Origin of the sequence: Kribbella sp. VKM Ac-2568 (assembly GCF_004345365.1) — a bacterium.
Lineage (GTDB): Bacteria > Actinomycetota > Actinomycetes > Propionibacteriales > Kribbellaceae > Kribbella > Kribbella orskensis.
The window spans coordinates 52,998-70,052 of sequence record NZ_SLVF01000002.1 but is presented as its reverse complement, the minus strand read 5'-3'; the positions used below and the strand labels follow the sequence as shown (position 1 = coordinate 70,052).

15 protein-coding genes are annotated in these 17,055 nt (G+C 69.6%); 5 read left to right on the top strand and 10 right to left on the bottom strand.

The window, feature by feature from the left end; genetic code table 11:
* Positions 1–4: 4 nt before the first annotated feature.
* The gene (locus tag EV648_RS04215) at positions 5–628 is read right to left on the bottom strand and encodes a class I SAM-dependent methyltransferase (RefSeq protein WP_158293895.1); all 624 of its coding nucleotides are present in this window, start codon (positions 626–628) and stop codon (positions 5–7) included.
* Positions 629–695: 67 nt separating this feature from the next.
* Positions 696–2,963 carry a hypothetical protein gene (locus tag EV648_RS04210; RefSeq protein WP_132285205.1) on the bottom strand — a complete coding sequence of 756 codons (2,268 nt, stop codon included), beginning with the start codon at positions 2,961–2,963 and terminating at the stop codon, positions 696–698.
* A gap of 610 nt (positions 2,964–3,573) precedes the next feature.
* Between EV648_RS04210 and EV648_RS04205 the strand changes: the two genes are divergently transcribed.
* Positions 3,574–4,581, top strand: a complete 1,008-nt coding sequence (locus EV648_RS04205) for an aldo/keto reductase (RefSeq protein ID WP_132285203.1) — start codon at positions 3,574–3,576, stop codon at positions 4,579–4,581.
* 36 nt (positions 4,582–4,617) lie between these two features.
* Here EV648_RS04205 and EV648_RS04200 read toward each other — a convergent pair whose 3' ends face one another.
* Entirely contained in the window at positions 4,618–5,295 is a 678-nt protein-coding gene (locus EV648_RS04200; protein WP_132285201.1) for a DUF6624 domain-containing protein, read from the bottom strand.
* A gap of 62 nt (positions 5,296–5,357) precedes the next feature.
* Between EV648_RS04200 and EV648_RS04195 the strand changes: the two genes are divergently transcribed.
* Entirely contained in the window at positions 5,358–8,339 is a 2,982-nt protein-coding gene (locus EV648_RS04195; protein WP_158293894.1) for a LuxR family transcriptional regulator, read from the top strand.
* Between the two features lie 28 nt (positions 8,340–8,367).
* On the opposite strand, the gene EV648_RS04190 is transcribed toward EV648_RS04195, so the two are convergent.
* From EV648_RS04190 to EV648_RS04170, 5 genes are all read right to left on the bottom strand, one after another.
* Entirely contained in the window at positions 8,368–8,643 is a 276-nt protein-coding gene (locus EV648_RS04190; protein ID WP_132285197.1) for a hypothetical protein, read from the bottom strand.
* Between the two features lie 110 nt (positions 8,644–8,753).
* Positions 8,754–9,497, bottom strand: a complete 744-nt coding sequence (locus EV648_RS04185) for an anti-sigma factor domain-containing protein (RefSeq protein WP_132285195.1) — start codon at positions 9,495–9,497, stop codon at positions 8,754–8,756.
* A gap of 5 nt (positions 9,498–9,502) precedes the next feature.
* Entirely contained in the window at positions 9,503–10,066 is a 564-nt protein-coding gene (gene sigK / locus EV648_RS04180) for an ECF RNA polymerase sigma factor SigK (protein WP_132285193.1), read from the bottom strand.
* Positions 10,067–10,170: 104 nt separating this feature from the next.
* Positions 10,171–10,998, bottom strand: a complete 828-nt coding sequence (gene fdhD, locus EV648_RS04175; protein ID WP_132285191.1) for a formate dehydrogenase accessory sulfurtransferase FdhD — start codon at positions 10,996–10,998, stop codon at positions 10,171–10,173.
* Positions 10,999–11,015: 17 nt separating this feature from the next.
* Positions 11,016–11,996, bottom strand: coding sequence for a phosphotransferase (locus EV648_RS04170; protein WP_132285189.1), 981 nt, complete (start codon positions 11,994–11,996; stop codon positions 11,016–11,018).
* A 92-nt stretch (positions 11,997–12,088) separates the two neighbouring features.
* Here EV648_RS04170 and EV648_RS04165 point away from each other — a divergent pair, with 92 nt between their 5' ends.
* On the top strand, positions 12,089–12,706 hold the full coding sequence (locus tag EV648_RS04165; RefSeq protein WP_241994877.1) for a trimeric intracellular cation channel family protein: 618 nt from the start codon (positions 12,089–12,091) through the stop codon (positions 12,704–12,706).
* Here EV648_RS04165 and EV648_RS04160 read toward each other — a convergent pair.
* Together EV648_RS04160 and EV648_RS04155 are read right to left on the bottom strand one after the other, a co-directional pair.
* Positions 12,689–13,609, bottom strand: a complete 921-nt coding sequence (locus tag EV648_RS04160; protein WP_132285187.1) for a MerR family transcriptional regulator — start codon at positions 13,607–13,609, stop codon at positions 12,689–12,691. The genes EV648_RS04165 and EV648_RS04160 overlap by 18 nt on opposite strands.
* 91 nt (positions 13,610–13,700) lie before the next feature.
* Positions 13,701–14,900: an MFS transporter gene (locus EV648_RS04155; RefSeq protein ID WP_132285185.1), complete on the bottom strand. Its 1,200-nt coding sequence runs from the start codon at positions 14,898–14,900 to the stop codon at positions 13,701–13,703.
* 46 nt (positions 14,901–14,946) lie between these two features.
* Here EV648_RS04155 and EV648_RS04150 point away from each other — a divergent pair, with 46 nt between their 5' ends.
* Both EV648_RS04150 and EV648_RS04145 read left to right on the top strand, forming a co-directional pair.
* Complete coding sequence (locus EV648_RS04150; RefSeq protein WP_132285183.1) at positions 14,947–16,080, top strand: ferrochelatase; 1,134 nt, start codon at positions 14,947–14,949, stop codon at positions 16,078–16,080.
* Positions 16,077–16,877, top strand: coding sequence for an inositol monophosphatase family protein (locus tag EV648_RS04145; protein ID WP_132285182.1), 801 nt, complete (start codon positions 16,077–16,079; stop codon positions 16,875–16,877). Before EV648_RS04150 ends, EV648_RS04145 begins: the two co-directional genes overlap by 4 nt.
* The last annotated feature ends 178 nt before the right edge of the window (positions 16,878–17,055 follow it).

The window sequence follows — 17,055 nt, the reverse complement described above, 5'->3', positions numbered from 1 at the left end:
GGCCTTATTCGGCCCAGGATCCGGTCGGCGCCGTCATCGTCATCATCCAGTAGCTCGCTGGAATATGGGTGGCATCGTTGACGACCTTGCCTTCGACCTGGCCGAACGACTGCAGAGCGAGCTTCTCGAACGCCGCCGGCTCCCGGACATACTCGCCGCGGTCGTTCTCCGACATCCACCGCGAGATCCGGCCCTGGGTCGGCTCGAAGCAGGTGTCGAGGCTGATCACCCGGCCGCCCGGACTCAGCACGCTCGCGGACAGGTTGAGCAGCTCTGTGCACTGCTCGTCCGACATGTGATGCAGCAGCCCGAGCAGCAGCACCACGTCGATCTGCGGCAGCGCCCGTGCAGCGGCTTCGTCGAAGATGCCGCAATGGAAGCTGGCGTTCTCACCGCCGAAGCGCTGCTCGGCCCAGTCGATGTACGGCGCATCCGTGTCGAACCCGTGGTATTTCACCGGCTGGGGCAGCCGCGGGAAGTAGTACGCAGGGCCGCAGCCGACGTCCAGGACGGTTTCACCCGGCCGGATCTCCTCTATGCAGCGGTAGCGCAAGCGGTCGGCGCCGACGATGCGCTGCAGCAGGACGTAGGCGGGCACATGCCTGAGAACGCTTTTCAGGCCCTCCATTGGGTATCTCCTCGGTCGGGGATGGACCATGCTTCAGTGTCTGGACACGCTAAGTCAACGAACTCGTTCAGTCCCTGAGCTTATAGATGATGATTTGCCCTCGGGTGTACCGCCGGTCGGCGAGCCGGTCGAGCGTGCGCTCGGCGACCGTGCCGGCCCGCTTGTCCGCGAAGACCCAACGGACACCGTAGTCGCGGCGCAGGGTCTCCAGCAGGTCAGGCGTCGGCGCCGTGAGTGCCTTCGTCGTCAGCTCCACCCGGTCGGGCCAGGGCGACGGCAGCTGCCTGTAGTTGACGTTCGTCCCGCCTTGGTTGGCCAGCGATTGCTGCGTGTAGGCCCAGCCTTCCATCAGCGTTCGGTGACCGCCGACACCGCTCACCAGGTAGCCACGCGCGTCACAGGCCGGACGACGTGGTCGCGACAGGCAGGCGGTGTTCGTCACGACCACGTCGTACCCTCCCGCGTTGCGCTCCAGCCACAGCGCGGCCTGGATCTCGTCCGTGGTGAACAGCGGCACCGCCGGGACCGGGATCTGCGGGGCCTCCCCGGTGAGCGCGTCCGCCGCATTGCGCCACTCCAACCAGGGCCGGCTGGGCAGGGCGAGGCCGACCGCGACGCACATCAGCAGGGCCAGGCCGAGGCCACGGACCTGGGGACGGACGGCGCGAAGGACGAACCAACCGACCAGCCCGACCGCGAGCGTCGCCGCAAGCCACAGCATCGGCTCGGTTACCGCCCGCGTGATCTCCGCCGGGGAGACAGGCCGGGCGTCGATGTTGCCGAACGCCTTGATCGCCAGAGCGAGCGCCGCACCGGCCAGCAGGCCACCGGCGATGATCACCCGGCGGGCCGGGCGGCGACGTCCGGTGACCGCGCCGTGGATCGTGTAGCCCGCGGCGACGGCGGCGAAGGGCAGCGCGCTGCCGAGGAAGTAGAACTGGCCAAAGCCCGGATGGTCGACGACCAGGAATCCGAGCATGGCGGCGATGAGCGTGCCGACCAGCCACCACTGCGCCGGATCGGTACGGGTCCGGCGCTGTGCCAGACCCAGGAACGCCACGACCCACACCGCCCTGCTCACCACGACGGACACCAGGATCGCGATCGCCCAGGTCAGCGTCTGCTGGTCGTCGCGGAGCCCTTCGACGATCCATCCACCCGGCGCCGGAACGGCGGTGTCACCGGTCAGAGCGGTGTATCCCGGGAAGGCCCGCAAGGCCCCGAACAGGCGCAGCGGAGTCCCCGCGGTACTGCCCGCCACAGTCAGCATCGACGCCACCGTCACACCGACCAGTGCGACGCCGACGCCGACGGTCGGCCAGGGGATGCGCCTGTTCCGTACCAGCAGGAACAGCGCCGCCAGACCGGTTCCGCCGAGCAGCAGCGGCACAGCGGTGGGCTTGGAGCCGGCGGATACGCAGACGACCAGCAGCACGATCACCCAGGACCGTCGCGGGGCACCGCGGTACAGGGCGCCGATCAGCAGTGCCGCGGCTCCGACGCTGATCGTCGTCCCGAAGGACTGGGACGGGCTCAGGAACACGAGTGGTGAGGCCCCGAGGCCGCCGACGAACTTCCAGATCGCGAGCCGCTGGACGATCGTCGTCAGGGCGACCGCGAGCGGGGCGGTCCACCAGGCACCGCTGACCTGGCGTGCGAGTGCAGCCACCGCGAGGACGAGCCCGATGATGATCGGGGCGAACCACAGCCTGAACAGCACGATTCGGGGGTCGATCCCGGCGATCTGTGCGGCCGACGCCAGGTGTGCGTCGGCGAACCAGTGGTACTGCATCGTCTCGCCCGCCACCTGCGGAATCTCCGGCGGGACGGAGCGGCCCAGCTCGTGCACGATGCTCAGGTGCCAGAGCATGTCCTGGTAGTAGTCGCCGCCGTACTTCGGGACCGGCGAGGCGCTGACCGTGCCCCCGTAGTACAGCAGCAGCGTCGCCGACAGCAGGAGCGCAAGCGTGGCGCCCCAGGCGAGTGGCAGCCGCGGCGCGTCCTGCGCCCGCCAGCAGCGCCGTAACCGCGGTACCGCGGCAAAGACGACCAGGACCGCCGCAGGCCACACCACCAACCACTGCTGTGTCCCAGCGGCCGTGAACAGGGCCCACCCCAGCAGCTCGTAGGAGAGCCCCACGACGATGCCGGTGCCCACGTCCTCCGGCCAGGTCCGCCGCCCCGGCGCGAAAGCTCGCAGCAGCAGCACTCCCGGCAGCACCACACAGCCCGCGAAGTAGGCCGAGTAGCGGAGGATGTCGCCGTTCCCCACCCCCGTGCCTGCCAGTACCCAGTACAAGGTCGCCGCGGGGAGCAGCCAGACGAGTGCACCCAAGAATGGTGGCTTGGTAGACCTCCCAGACCCGTCCTTCATGACGCGGAATCGCTACGTCCACCAAAGCCGTGCGCACCCTTGGTGAGGGGAATCAGGTCGGACATAGTGGTGGAGCCTAACCGTTGCTGTCAGTTGTTGGGTCGAGCGCGGCCATGAACTCCTCGAAGTGTCCGTACCAGACACTGTGTCCGGCACCTTCGATCGACCTCACGGTGAAGCCGCAGGCCTCCAGCTCGGTCGCCCTTTCGGCGGAAACATACTGGCTGGGCTCTGCTCGGATCAGCAGCGACGGCACCCCGTTAGTCGTGACCTCTGCAGACCGGGCCTGGTTGCTGTAGGCAACCTCAAGGGCAACGGCCGTAGCCACATCGAACTGCCGCGCACCCTCGGCCTCGACCCGGCAGTCCTCCTGCTGGTCAGGCGGATCTGACGAGGGTAGGGGAATTGGGGTTGACCTGGAGTTCACTCCAGGTAGCAGGGTGGGGTAGTGAGAGTCGCCGAGGAGGGCACAACCGCCGCCTCGCGACCGACCGAGATGAGAACCGAATATCAGGCACACGGGCTTGCGTGCTGCCGTGGTTTCGCATGCCCGCGGATGGAGGAGTAGATGATGGCAGCAACGACAGGACGGCGGCTCGGACGGACCGGCCGGAGTACCAGCGCACTGGGAGTCGGATGCTGGGCGATCGGAGGACCGTTCGAGTCCAACGGCCGGCCGGCCGGCCGGGGCGAGGTTGACGACGAGGTCAGCATCCGGATGATCCACACCGCGGTCGACGCCGGCATCCGGCTGCTGGACACGGCCGACGTGTACGGCGCCGGCCACAGCGAGCGGGTGATCGGCAAGGCCCTGGCTCAACTGCCCGAGAGCGTGCGGGCCGAGATCGTGGTGGCGACGAAGTTCGGCAACCGGTTCGACGAGACGACCCGCAAGTCCACCTCGCAGGAGGTGACGCCGGCCGTCGTCCGGGACGCGTGCGAGGGGAGTCTGCGCCGGCTCGGCGTCGAGTCGATCGATCTGTACCAGTTGCACGGCGGTGTGGACACGCCGGCCGCGGCCGAGGACGTGGTCGCGACGCTGGAGCAACTTGTTGCCGATGGCAAGGTCAAGAACTTCGGCACGAGTGTCGACGACCCGGCGATGATCGCGACCTTCGGCAAGTCGGCGGACGCCGTCAGCGTGCAGACGCAGATCAACGTCTTCGGTCACCACGCCGAGGTCCTCACCGCCGCTCACGAGCAGGACTTCGCGGTGCTCGCCCGGACGCCGCTCGCGATGGGTCTGCTGACCGGCAAGTACGACCTGTCGAACCGCCCGGCCGCGGACGACGTACGGCGGGATACGCCGTGGTGGACGTACTTCGACGACGACGCCATGGCTGACTGGCTCCGTCGCCTGGATGCGGTCCGGGAGCTCCTGACCACCGACGGCAGGACGCTCGTCCAGGGTGCGCTCGCCTACGTCTGGGCGCTGGACCCGGTGATCATCCCGTTGCCCGGAGCCCGTACTCCGGAGCAGGTGGCCGAGCACGCGGCCGCGATCGCCATCGGCCCCCTGTCCGACTCGACCAGGATCGAGATCGACACCCTGCTGGCCGATTCCCCTGAAAGGCGCTGACCGCACGGACCGCCACCAGCGTCCTTGGTGGCGGTCCTAGGTCTCCGGCCAGGGCTCCGGCGCGTGTCCCGCGGCCGGGAGGAACCTTTCGCCCTCCGCCCGCCGCCGTGCTTCCTCTGCCAGTGAGATCAGCCCGACCTCCGCCCGCCGCCGCTCGATCCCCACGTGATCGAATCCGGCTGGAAACACCGCGCGACCGTCCTGGATGGAATAGGCGGACATCAGCACGGCGTACTGCGGCCTCTCGTCCCGCCGCTCGCACAGCGAGTCCACCACATGCGCCAGCTGCCGAGGATGAGCCTCACCAAGCCCGACGGCTTCACTCAACAACGGCACCACCGCCGCCTGAAACGCCAGGTTCTCCACCGTCCCCAACGTCGGCACGCCGGACCCCGCGTGCTGCAAGATCAGCCACGCAGCATCCACTCCCTCAACCCCAACCACCGACCGCCCCGGCCACCCACGGTCCTCCACAACCTCCCGCAACCACGCCACGTTCCCCCGCACCACCTCAACCACCCGCCGTACCGGCCCCGGCGCAGTCTCCACCGGCGACCACTCGAGCAACGTGTACGGCCAAGGACTGACCGGCCGAGCCCCAGACCTCAGGATCGGCAGATCCCGGTAACTCTCCGCTGCCGCAAGAAGCGCTTTCACAGCCGCACCATCAGCCTTCGCCCGCCGCATCAGCTCAGCCCGGAGTTCGTGATCCATGGACGGGACTCTAGGCGCGAAACCTGCTGGCGGATGCCTAGAAGCGGGTGGAGACTGCAACGGTGAGGCCTGTGGGGGTACGGCCTGATCATCGGCTTGCCGGGCGGGGTGCCGAGCTGGATCTGCTCGCTCGCGTGGTCCGGCGCGCGGCAGACGGACAGCCGTGCGCGCTGGTCGTCCACGGTGAGGCCGGCGTCGGCAAGACCCGCCTGGTCCGCGAGACCTCGAATGATTCCGACCTCCTGGTCCTCTGGGGCTCCTGCGTCCACTTCGGCGGCGCCTCGGTCCCGTACGCGCCGATCATCGGTGTCCTGCAGAACTGGCTCGCCCAGGCCGCCCCTGCCGAACGCGCGGAGGTGCTGGCCGGCGTGGACGAGCTGAGCACCCTGCTGCCGATGCTGGGAACGGCGCCGATCGCGGCGACAGACCGGCTGATCCCGTTGATCGACCTGGTGCTCAACCGGATCGCGGAGCATCATCGAACGGTCCTGGTCGTCGACGACCTGCACTGGGCGGACGTGGCGTCACTGGACGTGCTTGCCTACCTGATCACCGGCTTCCGCGGCCAGCGGCTGACCGTTCTCGGCACGTGTCGCGACGAAGATCGTGGCGACGGTCATCCGCTGCACAGCTGGCTCGCGGACATGCGACGGATGCCGTCCTTCGAGGAGATCCAGCTCGAGCGGCTGGAGCCGGCCGCGACCGCGGTCCAGTTGGAGCACCTGCTGGGGCAGGCCCCGGACATCGACCTCGTGACCCAGGTGCAGGCCAGGTCGGGTGGCAACCCGTATCTCACCGAGTTGCTCGTCGAGGATCTGTCGGGCGAGCAGTCCGCCCTTCCGGCGACCGTACCGGCCCGCCTCCGCGATGCGCTGCTGGCCGCGTGGCACAGCCTGTCGGGGCCCGCGCGTCAGTTGGTCCGGGTGCTCGCTGTCGGCGGTCGCCCGACGCCTCTGTCCACCCTGGCAGCAGTCGCCTCGGAGCACGGGTTCGACGTCAGTCTGATGCCAGAATGCCTCACCGAAGCTCAGCAGCGCGGCGTACTGCGAGCAGGCCCCGCCGACCCGTCCTGGTTCCGCCACCCGCTCCTCGCCGACGTCCTGTACGACGGTCTGCCGCCGGGCGAGGCAGCTCGTATTCATGCCATCTATCTCCGAGTGCTGGAGACCACCTCGGTAGCGGTGGAAGCAGACGCGGCCGACCTCGCGGTCCACAGCCAGCAAGCCGGGCAGCTCGACGACACGTACCGCTGGTCGCTCGTCGCCGCCGAGCATGCGGCGAATCTGCGAGCCCCGGCCGAACAGGCCATGCAGTTGGAGCGCGTTTGCGAGATCTGGGAGCAGGTCTCACCGGCTGTCCGGGGAACGGCCGCCGATCGCATCGAACTCGTCCTCCAGGCAGGCGCCGTCTGCATGCGGGTCGGGCGGGAGGACGCTGCCATCGATCAACTAACCAGGGCGCTGAAGCTGGTGGACCGCGATCGCGAACCTCTACCGGCCGCGAATCTGCTGGTCGACCGGAGCATCCTGCGCTGGCACCGGACAGAGCCGATCGAGGCCGTCTTCGCCGACATCTACGAAGCGCTCGAGCTGACGACTCCCTTCCCGGACAGTGCCGAACGTGCCCGAGTTCTGTCCGCGCTCGGCTCGGCCGAGAGTTGGAGTGGTCGGCCCGAGGCACTGGCTCATGCTGATGAGGCTGTACGGATCGCTCGTGGAGCCGGCTCCGAGCGAGCACTGGCGGAGGCTCTGGCTGAACGAGCGAGCGTCATCGCGTTCGGATCGCCGACGCTGGCGATTGCCGATGCCCAAGAGGCCGAGCAGTTGGCGCGCTCCTGCGGGGCGATGGTCGATCTGCTGGATGCGTTCGTCTGGCAGGTGAACGCTCTGCGGAGTCTGGGCCGACGGGCGGAGGCCACGGAAGTGGCGCTGCGAGGGCATGCCGACATGCTGGCGCCCGGTCGGGATCTGTTCGGCTACTTCCTGGCCTTTCTAGCAGCCGATGGCCTGCTGGAGGCCGGCCGGTGGCAGGAGTGCCAGGATCTCCTGAGGTCGGCACTCGCCGCTCGATGCCGAGGCATCGCCGGGGGTGGGATCAGACTCGTCGCAGCATCGCTGGCCGTGCGCCGCGGCAGGCTGCCGGAGGCCCGGCAGCATTTCGACCGCGCCCGGGAGCTGATCTCCGACACGTTCCCGGGGATCCGCCAGATCATCGCCATCGGCGGCGCCGAGGTACTCGTGGCCGAAGGAAAACCGCGAGAGGCACTCGACTGGCTGCGCACCCGCGTCACCACCGTCCCCGGAGCACCACCCACAGATGCGGATGACTACCTGCTGGCGCATTACGCCCACGCAGCCGCCGAGTCCGCGCGGATGGCCCGGGATGTCGGTGACCTGGCGGGCGTCGCCGAGGTCGTCTCAGCGGTCGAGGAGGTGATCGATGGCTGGCCGTGGGAGCCTTTCACGACAGGTAGGCCGGACTCGGACTTCCAGGCGATGCATCAAGCACTCTTCCTCGCCGAAGTCGCACGCTGCCGGGACGACCCGGATCAACCCGACCGCTGGCGCAGAGCAGTCGAGGCCTGTGGCACAGCGGGTGCACCCTGGCATCAGGCTGTCTCACGCTGGCGCTGTGCCGAAGCGATGGTGGCAGCCGGTCTGCCGGGGGCCGGTGCCGGAGACCTCCTGCGGGACGCGCATCGTTGCGCGGTCGAGCTCGGTGCGAAGCCCCTGCAGGACAACGTCGAGTCACTCGCCCGGCGTTGCCGGGTCAGCCTTCGCGCGCCGGTCGCCGTACTGGTGAAACCGGCCACTCCGCTGGCGGCCTTGACCGCGCGGGAGCGGGAGATCCTCGCGTTCCTGGTGGCCGGCCGGTCCAACACCGAGATTGCGAGGGAACTCGTGATCAGCGACAAGACGGTGAGCGTGCACGTCTCCCACATCCTGCAGAAGACCGGTACGACGAGCCGCCTGGAGGTCGCCGCCTTGGCCGAACGCCGGGGCGGGCCTGGCGGGGCGGACGGCTCGGACGGACTTGGTGGCTGAGTTCGACCAAGGCCGTCCTGCCGCCCTTTCAGTGAGCCAGCACCGGATGACGTCGCCGGTACAGCCAGAGGCCCGCGATGACCAGTCCGGCGCCACCAACGGCTCCGGCGCCCGTCTGCAGAGCCTCGGCGACGTTGTCGTCCACCTGGACCTGTCTGGTCGGTCCCGGGTGCTCGACGACCACGATGGACCCGCGGTAGTCGGACTCGGGGTCGATCTCCCGAGCCGACGCCTGGGTCGTGCCGGCCAGGACCGCGCCGCAGACCAGCACCGGTACGGCGACGATGGCGTAGCTGTGTTTCATGGTTCCTCCTCACGGCGAGGGTCGCCGTCTGCTTCCACGATCTGGCGGCAATGAGGAACCCACATCAGGCATGCCCCCTTATATTCGGGGGCCTCGCCTTATGCCCTAGGTCAGGCCATGGCGATGAGGGCGGCTGGGGGGAGAGTCGGGGTGGGGGAGCCGGGGAGGTTTTCGACGGTTAGGCCGAAGTAGATCTTGTCGGCAACGCCGCCCTGGATGAGTTTGGCCTGGTCCGTTGCCTGGCCGCTGGCCAGGCCGGCGGAGTGCATGGTGCGGGACTTGTCCATCAGCCAGAGTTGGTAGGTCTTGCCGTTGGGCAGCTTCTGGAGGCCGTGCAGGAGGACGATCGCGCGGTCCTTGCTCGGGGACATCACCACGGTGGCGTTGCCGCCGCCCTTGACGTCGCCGCGCACCATCTGGGCGTCCGACTCGGCCAGCAGAGCCGCGAGCTGCTCGTTCTCCTTCGTGGTCCGCGAATTGTCGCGGTACTGGTCGATGGCGATTGCGCCGGCACCGGCGACGGCGAGGCCCGCCGCGGCCAGGCCGAAGAACGACCTGCGCGTGTAGCCCTTCTTGACCGCCGGGGGCTGCGGGGCGACGGGCTCCTCCTGCCTGACGAGCGGGTGGAGTTGCCGGATGGTGGCGATCTCGGCGAGGATTCGCGCCTTCAGCGCCGGTGGCGGCTCGGTGGCGACCGCGGTACCGAGCTTGTTGGCGGCTTCGCGGAGCTCTGCCACCTCCGAGCTGCAGGACTGGCAGTCGGCGAGGTGTGCCTCGAAACCGATCCGCTCGTCCTCGGGCAGTGCATTCAGTACGTAGGGTCCGGTGAGCGTGTGCACTTCCGGTGTCGTCATGGCCCTCACCTCCCCGTCACTCCCAGGCAGTCGCGCAGCCGGATCAGGCCGTCGCGCATCCGCGCTTTGATCGTCGCGAGCTTGGCGTCGAGCAACTCCGCCACTTCCCGGTACGAGTATCCGCCGTAGTAGGCGAGCGTCACCGACTCCCGCTGCAGCTCGGTCAGCGCGGAAAGGCAGTGCCGAACCTGTTCGACCTCGAGGTTCGTGGTCACCGTCTCGGCGACCTCGTCGTACTCCGTGGTCGAGCTGGCCGCCGCGACCGCCTGCTCGCGGTCGGTGGACGACTGCTCGGAGCGGACCCGGTCGATCGCCCGGCGGTGCGCCATGGTGAGGATCCACGAGGTGAGCGAGCCACGGTCGGCGTCGTACCGGGTGGCGGTGCGCCAGACCTCGACCATCACTTCCTGGGTCACTTCCTCCGACTGGGCCGGGTTGCGCAGCACCCGCCGGATCAGGCCGTAGACGCGCGGCGCCATCAGGTCGTAGAGCTGCGCGAACGCGGCCGAGTCCCCGCGGGCGACGCGCGCCATCAGGTCAGCCGGCGTACCGGCTTCTGGGTCGACCATGACGGGCCACGGTAGGGCCGTCGACTCCTCGCTCACAAGGCCGGATCCTCCCGTTCGGTGAAACTGGTCGGAGGAAGTTCGGAGCCGAGGCATGGCCGGATGGGTCAGCGCAGGACGCGTTCCGGTGCGCTGTAGATCACGCAGCGTTCGCCGCGGGTGAAGCCGGCCAGGGTGACCTCGAACCTCCGCGCCATGTCGACGGCGAGGCTGGAGGGCGCACCGACGGCGACGATCATGCCGAGACCCGCAGCAACCGCTTTCTGGATGATCTCGTACCCCATCCGGCCGCTCACGACCAGGACAAGGCCCTTCCGGCTGCGCTGGTTCAGCACGGTCCAGCCGACCACCTTGTCGACCGCGTTGTGCCGGCCGACGTCCTCCCGCACCACCACCTTCTCCCCGGCCGGGGTGAACAGCCCGGCCGCGTGCAGCCCACCGGTCCGTCCGAACGTCGGCTGGGCTTCCCGCAGCAGATCAGGCAACCGCAGTACGACTTCAAGCGGGACCTCCACCGGATCCACCGGGTCGTAGTTCCGCTCGGCGAGCTCGTCGAGGCTCTGCTGGCCGCACACCCCGCAGGCGGCGGAGGTGACGCCGTACCGCTGGGGTGGTTCGCGGTCGGGCGGCCCGTCGAAGCTGACGGTGACCGTGTTGAACTGCTGGTCGCGAGTGAGCTTCACGTCCGTGCAGTAGGCGACCGTCGAGATCGCGCCGGGCCGTACGGCGAAGCCCTCGCCGAGGCAGAAGCCGGCGGCCAGCTCGAAGTCGGAGCCGGGAGTCCTCATCGTCACCACCAGCGGCTCAGGCGGCCGCCCGGGCCACTCCAACCGCAGCTCGAGCGGCTCCTCGGTCACCACGACGTCCTCGCGCCGCGAGGTCCGTGCGCCGTCCTGCACCTCGACCTTGAACCTGGTGGTGGGCCCTTTGCTCATACCTCCAAGTTAGTTCCTCAGCTCCAGTTGCGCCGGACGGCAAGCCATTCGAGGAACCACCAGGCGTAGAGGCGCTGGTGGCGCCGGAGCTCGGGCGTGCAGCCGGGCGGTGGCGGTGCGTCGATCCTGTCGAGCATGTAGATGGCGATGCCGGCGGCCAGACAATCGAGGTGCTCGGCCGGTACGTCGGCCGTCAGCGGGCTCGCCTTGATCTCGGCGAGGGTGTCGATGCCGTCGCGGTGAGCGAGCGGAAGCAGGCCGACCCAGTCGAACCAGGGCGGCCCCAGGGAGAGCCAGTTCCAGTCGACCGTCCAGCACTGGCCGTCGCGGTCGATGAGGAGGTTGTCCGGGCGGATGTCGCCGTGGACGGCCGACGTGCCCGCGAGGGCGGTGGGGTAGAGGTCGACCAGGTTCTGCAGTTCTTGCAGCTTGTCGCCCAGCCAGGGCTGGAAGCCGGCGGGCATCGGCTCGGTACCGGCCAGGATCGCGGCCGCCAGCCGGGCGGTGAGTCCCAGGTCGTCGGTGAAGAGCTCCAGGTCGACCAGCGGGCTCGGGGTCAGGGCGGCGGCCATCACCTCGCAGGTCTCGGTGACGGTGCGGAAGTCCTCGGCGGTCCAGGGCTGGCCCGGCATCCTCGCCTCGATGCGCTCCGAGGCGACCGCGAACCAGTTGGTGCCGTCCTCGGTGACGTGCGCGGTCGCGACGATCTTCGGCACCCGTACTGCGGACGGCAGCTGCGGCACGATCTCCGCCTCCCGCCGGTACGCCGTGTAGGCGTGGTTCGAGTCGCCCGACGCCTTCGCGAACACCCGGCGGCCGTCGGCCAGCAGGAGCGGCGCGGCGAATCCACCGGTGAAGCCCGAGCGGACCGAAGGTCCCGCCTCGGCGATCTCGGTGCCCAGGGCAACGGCCAGCGCGCGCCGCAGGGATTCCGGGAGAGCGCTCCACGGCGGCCTGGCCGAGGTGGCGGTGTAGTCGACGTCCGGAGCACCGGTCATGCCGCGAACCCTAGCGCCCGGTGATCCACTGGTGCGCCTTGTTTTCGGCGGTCCTGCCCGGACCCAGCGGGTCACCCGGTTACGGTGCCAGGGTGAATGGAGACGTGGCCCTGCGTGTGCTCGACCTGGTCGGCATCTTCGTCTTCGGGATCACCGGCGCGCTGGTCGGCGTACGGAAGCGGCTGGACGTCTTCGGCATCCTGGTCCTGGCGATGGTGACCGGGCTCGGTGGCGGGTTCATCCGGGACGTGCTGATCGGCGCGACCCCGCCGGCCGCGTTGGTCGACTGGCGGTATCTCGTCGTACCGGTGGCGGCCGGGCTGCTCACCTTCTTCCTGCACCCCGGGATCGGGCGGGTCGAGCGGCTGGTGAACATCTTCGACGCGGCCGGGCTCGCCCTCTTCTGCGTGACCGGTGCGCGCAAGGCCCTCGATTACGGGCTGCCGCCGCTGTCGGCGGCCATGGTCGGGACGATCGCCGGCATCGGTGGCGGGGTGATCCGCGACCTCCTGTCCGGCCGCGTTCCGGTCGTACTGCGGAGCGAGATCTACGCGACCCCCGCCTTCCTGGGCGCGACCATCGTGGTCGCCGCCCATGCCGCCGGCTACACGGCTCCCTGGATCGCGATCGCCGCAGCCGCTGTCTGCTTCGTCATCCGGCTGCTCGCGATCCGCCGCGGCTGGAACGCCCCGCTACCCCGCACGCAGTAACGCCTCGATCGTCCAGTCATAGATCGGCGCGAGTGGCTCCGGTGCGGCCCAGCCGTTGATGGTCGCCAGCAGAGTCAGGTACTGCGCCCAGCGGGGGTCGTTCGCGGTCTGCAGGAGTTCCGCGAGACGGGCTCGGAGGTGGTCGTCATCAGCCGCGCCCACCGCAGCCGCGTAGTCCGCCGTCAGGCTCCGCAGTACGGCGTCAGCCTCGGGGGAGTGCGGGTCGATCCCGGCCCGCACCGCGGGATCAACCTGTTCGCGAATCCTGGCGACCAGGCCCGGCCGCAGCGGCACGCGCCCCGGCCCACGAGCCGCCTTGTAGTCCTCAGCCATCTGCCGTACTGCGGAACGGAAGCCAGGGTCCTGGGAGAGTTCGGCCAGTTCCACCCAGGCCTCGAGCTGGGCGGTCGTGGGGTGGTCGGGGAGCTCGGCGGTCAGCGTGCGCCGGATCGCGGCGAAGTCGGGGTCGTCGCCGAAGACGGTGTCGAGGAAGTCCCCGATCAACCGGTCGCGTTCGGCTTCGGACAGTCGGGCCAGTCGGTGCATCAGGTTCAGCTCCTCCGGAGTGGAGCCCCGCTCGGACACCGCGGTGAGGATCGCCCGGCGCAACCGCAACGTCCGGATCTGCACCGTGAGCGCGGCCGCGTGTGCCGCGGCGACCTCGGAGAGCGCGATCTCGTGATCCAGGACCCGGCGGACCGTGGTCAGGTCGAGTCCCAGTTCGCGCAGGGTGCGGATCAGGTCGAGACGGGCGACGGCGGCGAGGTCGTAGCGGCGGTAGCCGGCGGGGCTGCGGTCGGTCGGCGGCACGAGCCCGCGGTCGGAGTAGAACCGGATCGTCTTGACCGAGACCCCGGTCCGCCGCGCCAGTTCCCCGATCGAGTACAGCTCGTCGTCGTTCACGACCACACCCTTCCGTCTCCCCTCGCTGGAGACTCAAGTCTCGCCCTGGACCGGGCACAGTTGAAGCAAGCGCCAGCGTTCCGGCCTGGGGTCAGTTGTGGGCGAAGCGGGTGCGGGGCCGGGCGAAGGTGACGGAGACGCTCGCGACCAGGGCGCAGGCGATGCCGATGATGACCGGCACCCAGTACGCCGTCGAGGCGCCCCAGAGGTCGACCGCATGACCGGCCGCCGCGTTGCCGGGGGCAACACCGAGGAGTATGCCGGTGACGGTCCAGGTGATCGCCTCGGTCAGCCGCTGCGGCGGGACCCATTCCTCCACGCACGCCGTCACCGCGACCATCGTCGGCGCGATCGTCATACCCGCGCCGAAGAGCACGATGGCGAGCATGACGATGTTGCCGACCCAGGGGAGTGGCGACAGCGTGATGGCCAGGGCGATCGTGCCGATCAGCAGCCGGCGTTCGACCGGCGCGCGCCAGTGCACCGACCCGTACCAGAGCCCCGCGAGCAGACTCCCGAATGCCCAGACCGCCAGTACGACGCCCGACATGTCCGGCTGCCCGACCTCCGCGGTGAAGGCGATCGTGACCACCTCGGCGCTGCCCAGCGTGGCCCCGAGGCCCAGGCCGATGAGGCTCAGCAGCAGCAGCGAGAGCCACGGCAGCGGCGCCTTCTCGGCACCGTCGGACCTCCCGCGCCCAGGTGGGTCGGATGCCTTGAGCAGGGCCAGCCAGATCCCGCCGGCGAGCCCGAGAGCCCCGGCGGCGCCCAGTGCGGCGTACGGGCTGACCTGGTTGGCAAGGACGGCGACCAGGACCGGGCCGACGATGAAGACGACCTCGTCGCCGACCGCCTCGAGCGCGAACGCGGTCTGCAGCGCGCGGCCCCGGCCGAGCAGATGGGTCCACCGGGCCCGGACGAACGAGCCGACCTGCGGGCGGGTGCCGCCGGCAACGAACGAGATCAGGTAGAGCACCCACGCCGGCGCGTCCGCGTTGACTGCGAACAGCAGGCCGGCCAGCCCGATCGTGCAGAACACTGTCCCGACGAGCAGCAGCCGCCGCTGGCCGAACCGGTCGACGAGCCGCCCCTGGATCGGGCCCGTCAGCGCTCCGGCGACCACCGCGACGCCCGAGACCGCCCCGGCCAGGCCGTAGGAGCCCTTCTCCTGGGCGATCAGGATGACGATGCCCAGACCGATCATCGAGATCGGCATACGGCCGACGATCCCGGCGGCGAAGAAGGCGCCGGCACCGGGACGGCGCATCAGGTGTACGTAGGGCTTCAGCATGGGGGACCGTGCACACCGTATCTGCCCGGCCTGAGAACATCGTTGTATGCCCGTCGAAGTGTCGCCAGACCCAACCCCGTACGACGCCGTCCTGCTGCTCTCCTTCGGCGGTCCGGAGAAGCCCGAGGATGTGCTCCCCTTCCTGCAGAACGTGACCCGCGGCCGGGGCATCCCGGACGAGCGCCTGAAGGAAGTAGGCGAGCACTACTACGCGTTCGGCGGCAAGAGCCCGATCAACGACCAGAACCGCGAACTGCTGGCCGCGCTGCGGGCCTCCTTCGACGAGCTCGGCCTGGACCTGCCGCTCTACTGGGGCAACCGCAACTGGGCGCCGTACCTGACCGACACCCTGCGCGAGATGACCGCGGACGGAGTACGGCGGGCTGTGGTGATCGTCACGTCCGCCTACCCGTCGTACTCGGGCTGCCGGCAGTACCGGGAGAACCTGGCCGACGCGGCCGCGCAGGTCGAGGGTGCCCCGGTGATCGACAAGCTGCGCCACTACGCGAACCACCCCGGCTTCGTCGGCTCTTTCGTGGAGTCCACGGCCGAGGCGCTGAGCGGGCTGCCGGAGGGCTCCGCGATCGCCTACGTCACGCACTCCATCCCGACCGCCATGAACGCCACCAGTGGTCCGGACGGCAACGGCTACACCACCTGGCACGAGGACGTGGCCGCGGAGATCACCGCAGAGCTCCAGCGGCGTACAGGGGTCGAGCGCCGGACCGACCTTGTCTACTGCTCCCGCTCGGGTCCGCCCCAGGTGCCCTGGCTCGAGCCGGACATCAACGACCACCTGGATGATCTGGCGGCCGCAGGTGTTCCCGGTGTCGCGATCGTGCCGATCGGGTTCGTCAGCGACCACATGGAGGTCATCTACGACCTCGATACCGAGGCAGCCGCCACCGCGGACAAGCTGCACCTCCCGATGGGTCGCGCGGCCACTCCTGGCACCGACCCGCGGTTCGTGACGATGCTCCGGGACCTGGTGCTGGAGCGGGCCGCCGCGGAGCGTGGCGAGCAGCCGGAGCGCCCCTGCGTCGGCAAGCTCGGTCCGGGCTGGGACGACTGCCGCCCCGACTGCTGCCCAGCCCTCCGCCGTCCCGCCGCCCCGGGCTCAACCACCCCCGACGCCGTCCAGGCCTCTACCGCCGCATCGGCACCTAAGGAAACTGCATGAGCTCCGAGAACCCCCAGGACCTGCTGAAGCTGGCCGTCGAGGTGGCCACCGAGGCGGCCGGCCTGATCGTGGAGCGCCGCCGCGGCACGATCACGGTGGCCGACACGAAGAGCACCGCGACCGACATCGTCACCGCGGTGGACCGGGAGTCCGAGGAGCTGATCCGGGCCCGGGTGCTGGAGGCGCGGCCGGACGACTCGTTCCTCGGCGAGGAGGGCGACGACGTCAACGGCTCGAGCGGCGTGCGCTGGGTGGTCGACCCGATCGACGGCACCGTGAACTACCTGTACGACCTCCCGACGTACGCCGTCTCGATCGCGGTCGAGTACGAAGGCCGGACCGTGGCCGGGGTCGTCGTCGACGCACCGAAGGGCGAGGTGTTCACCGCGACGCTGGGTGGCGGGGCGTTCGCGGACGGCAGTCCGATCCAAGTCTCGGACTGCCCGGACCTGAGCAAGGCCCTGGTCGGCACCGGCTTCGGGTACGACGCGACCCGGCGCGAGGTCCAGGCCGAAGTTATGCAGCACCTGATCACCAAGGTCCGCGACATCCGGCGGATCGGGGTCGGCGCGATCGACCTCTGCTACGTCGCCTGCGGCCGGCTGGACGCGGTGTACGAGCGCGGCCTCAACCCGTGGGACTACGGAGCCGGCGCGCTGATCGCCTCCGAGGCAGGCGCAACCATCGGCGGACTGCACGGAGCGCCTGTTTCGCCCGAGATGTCGATCGCCGCGACCCCCGCGGTGTTCGGCCCGCTGCACGATGCCCTCGCGGCGGCGAATCCGCTCAGATCCTGAAACTGCTCGTTAGTGCGCGTAGTACGCAGTAACGAGCATTCGACTGTTCGGTGCTGTCTCAATCTGCGACACGCGGGCCAGAAGGTGGACCCCGACGCGCGCGAAGGGCCCTTCATAAGGCACAATCCCTGCCTCGGGGGCGGTGTCGATGCCGCTGCCAGCCTGTCTGTCAAGGGTT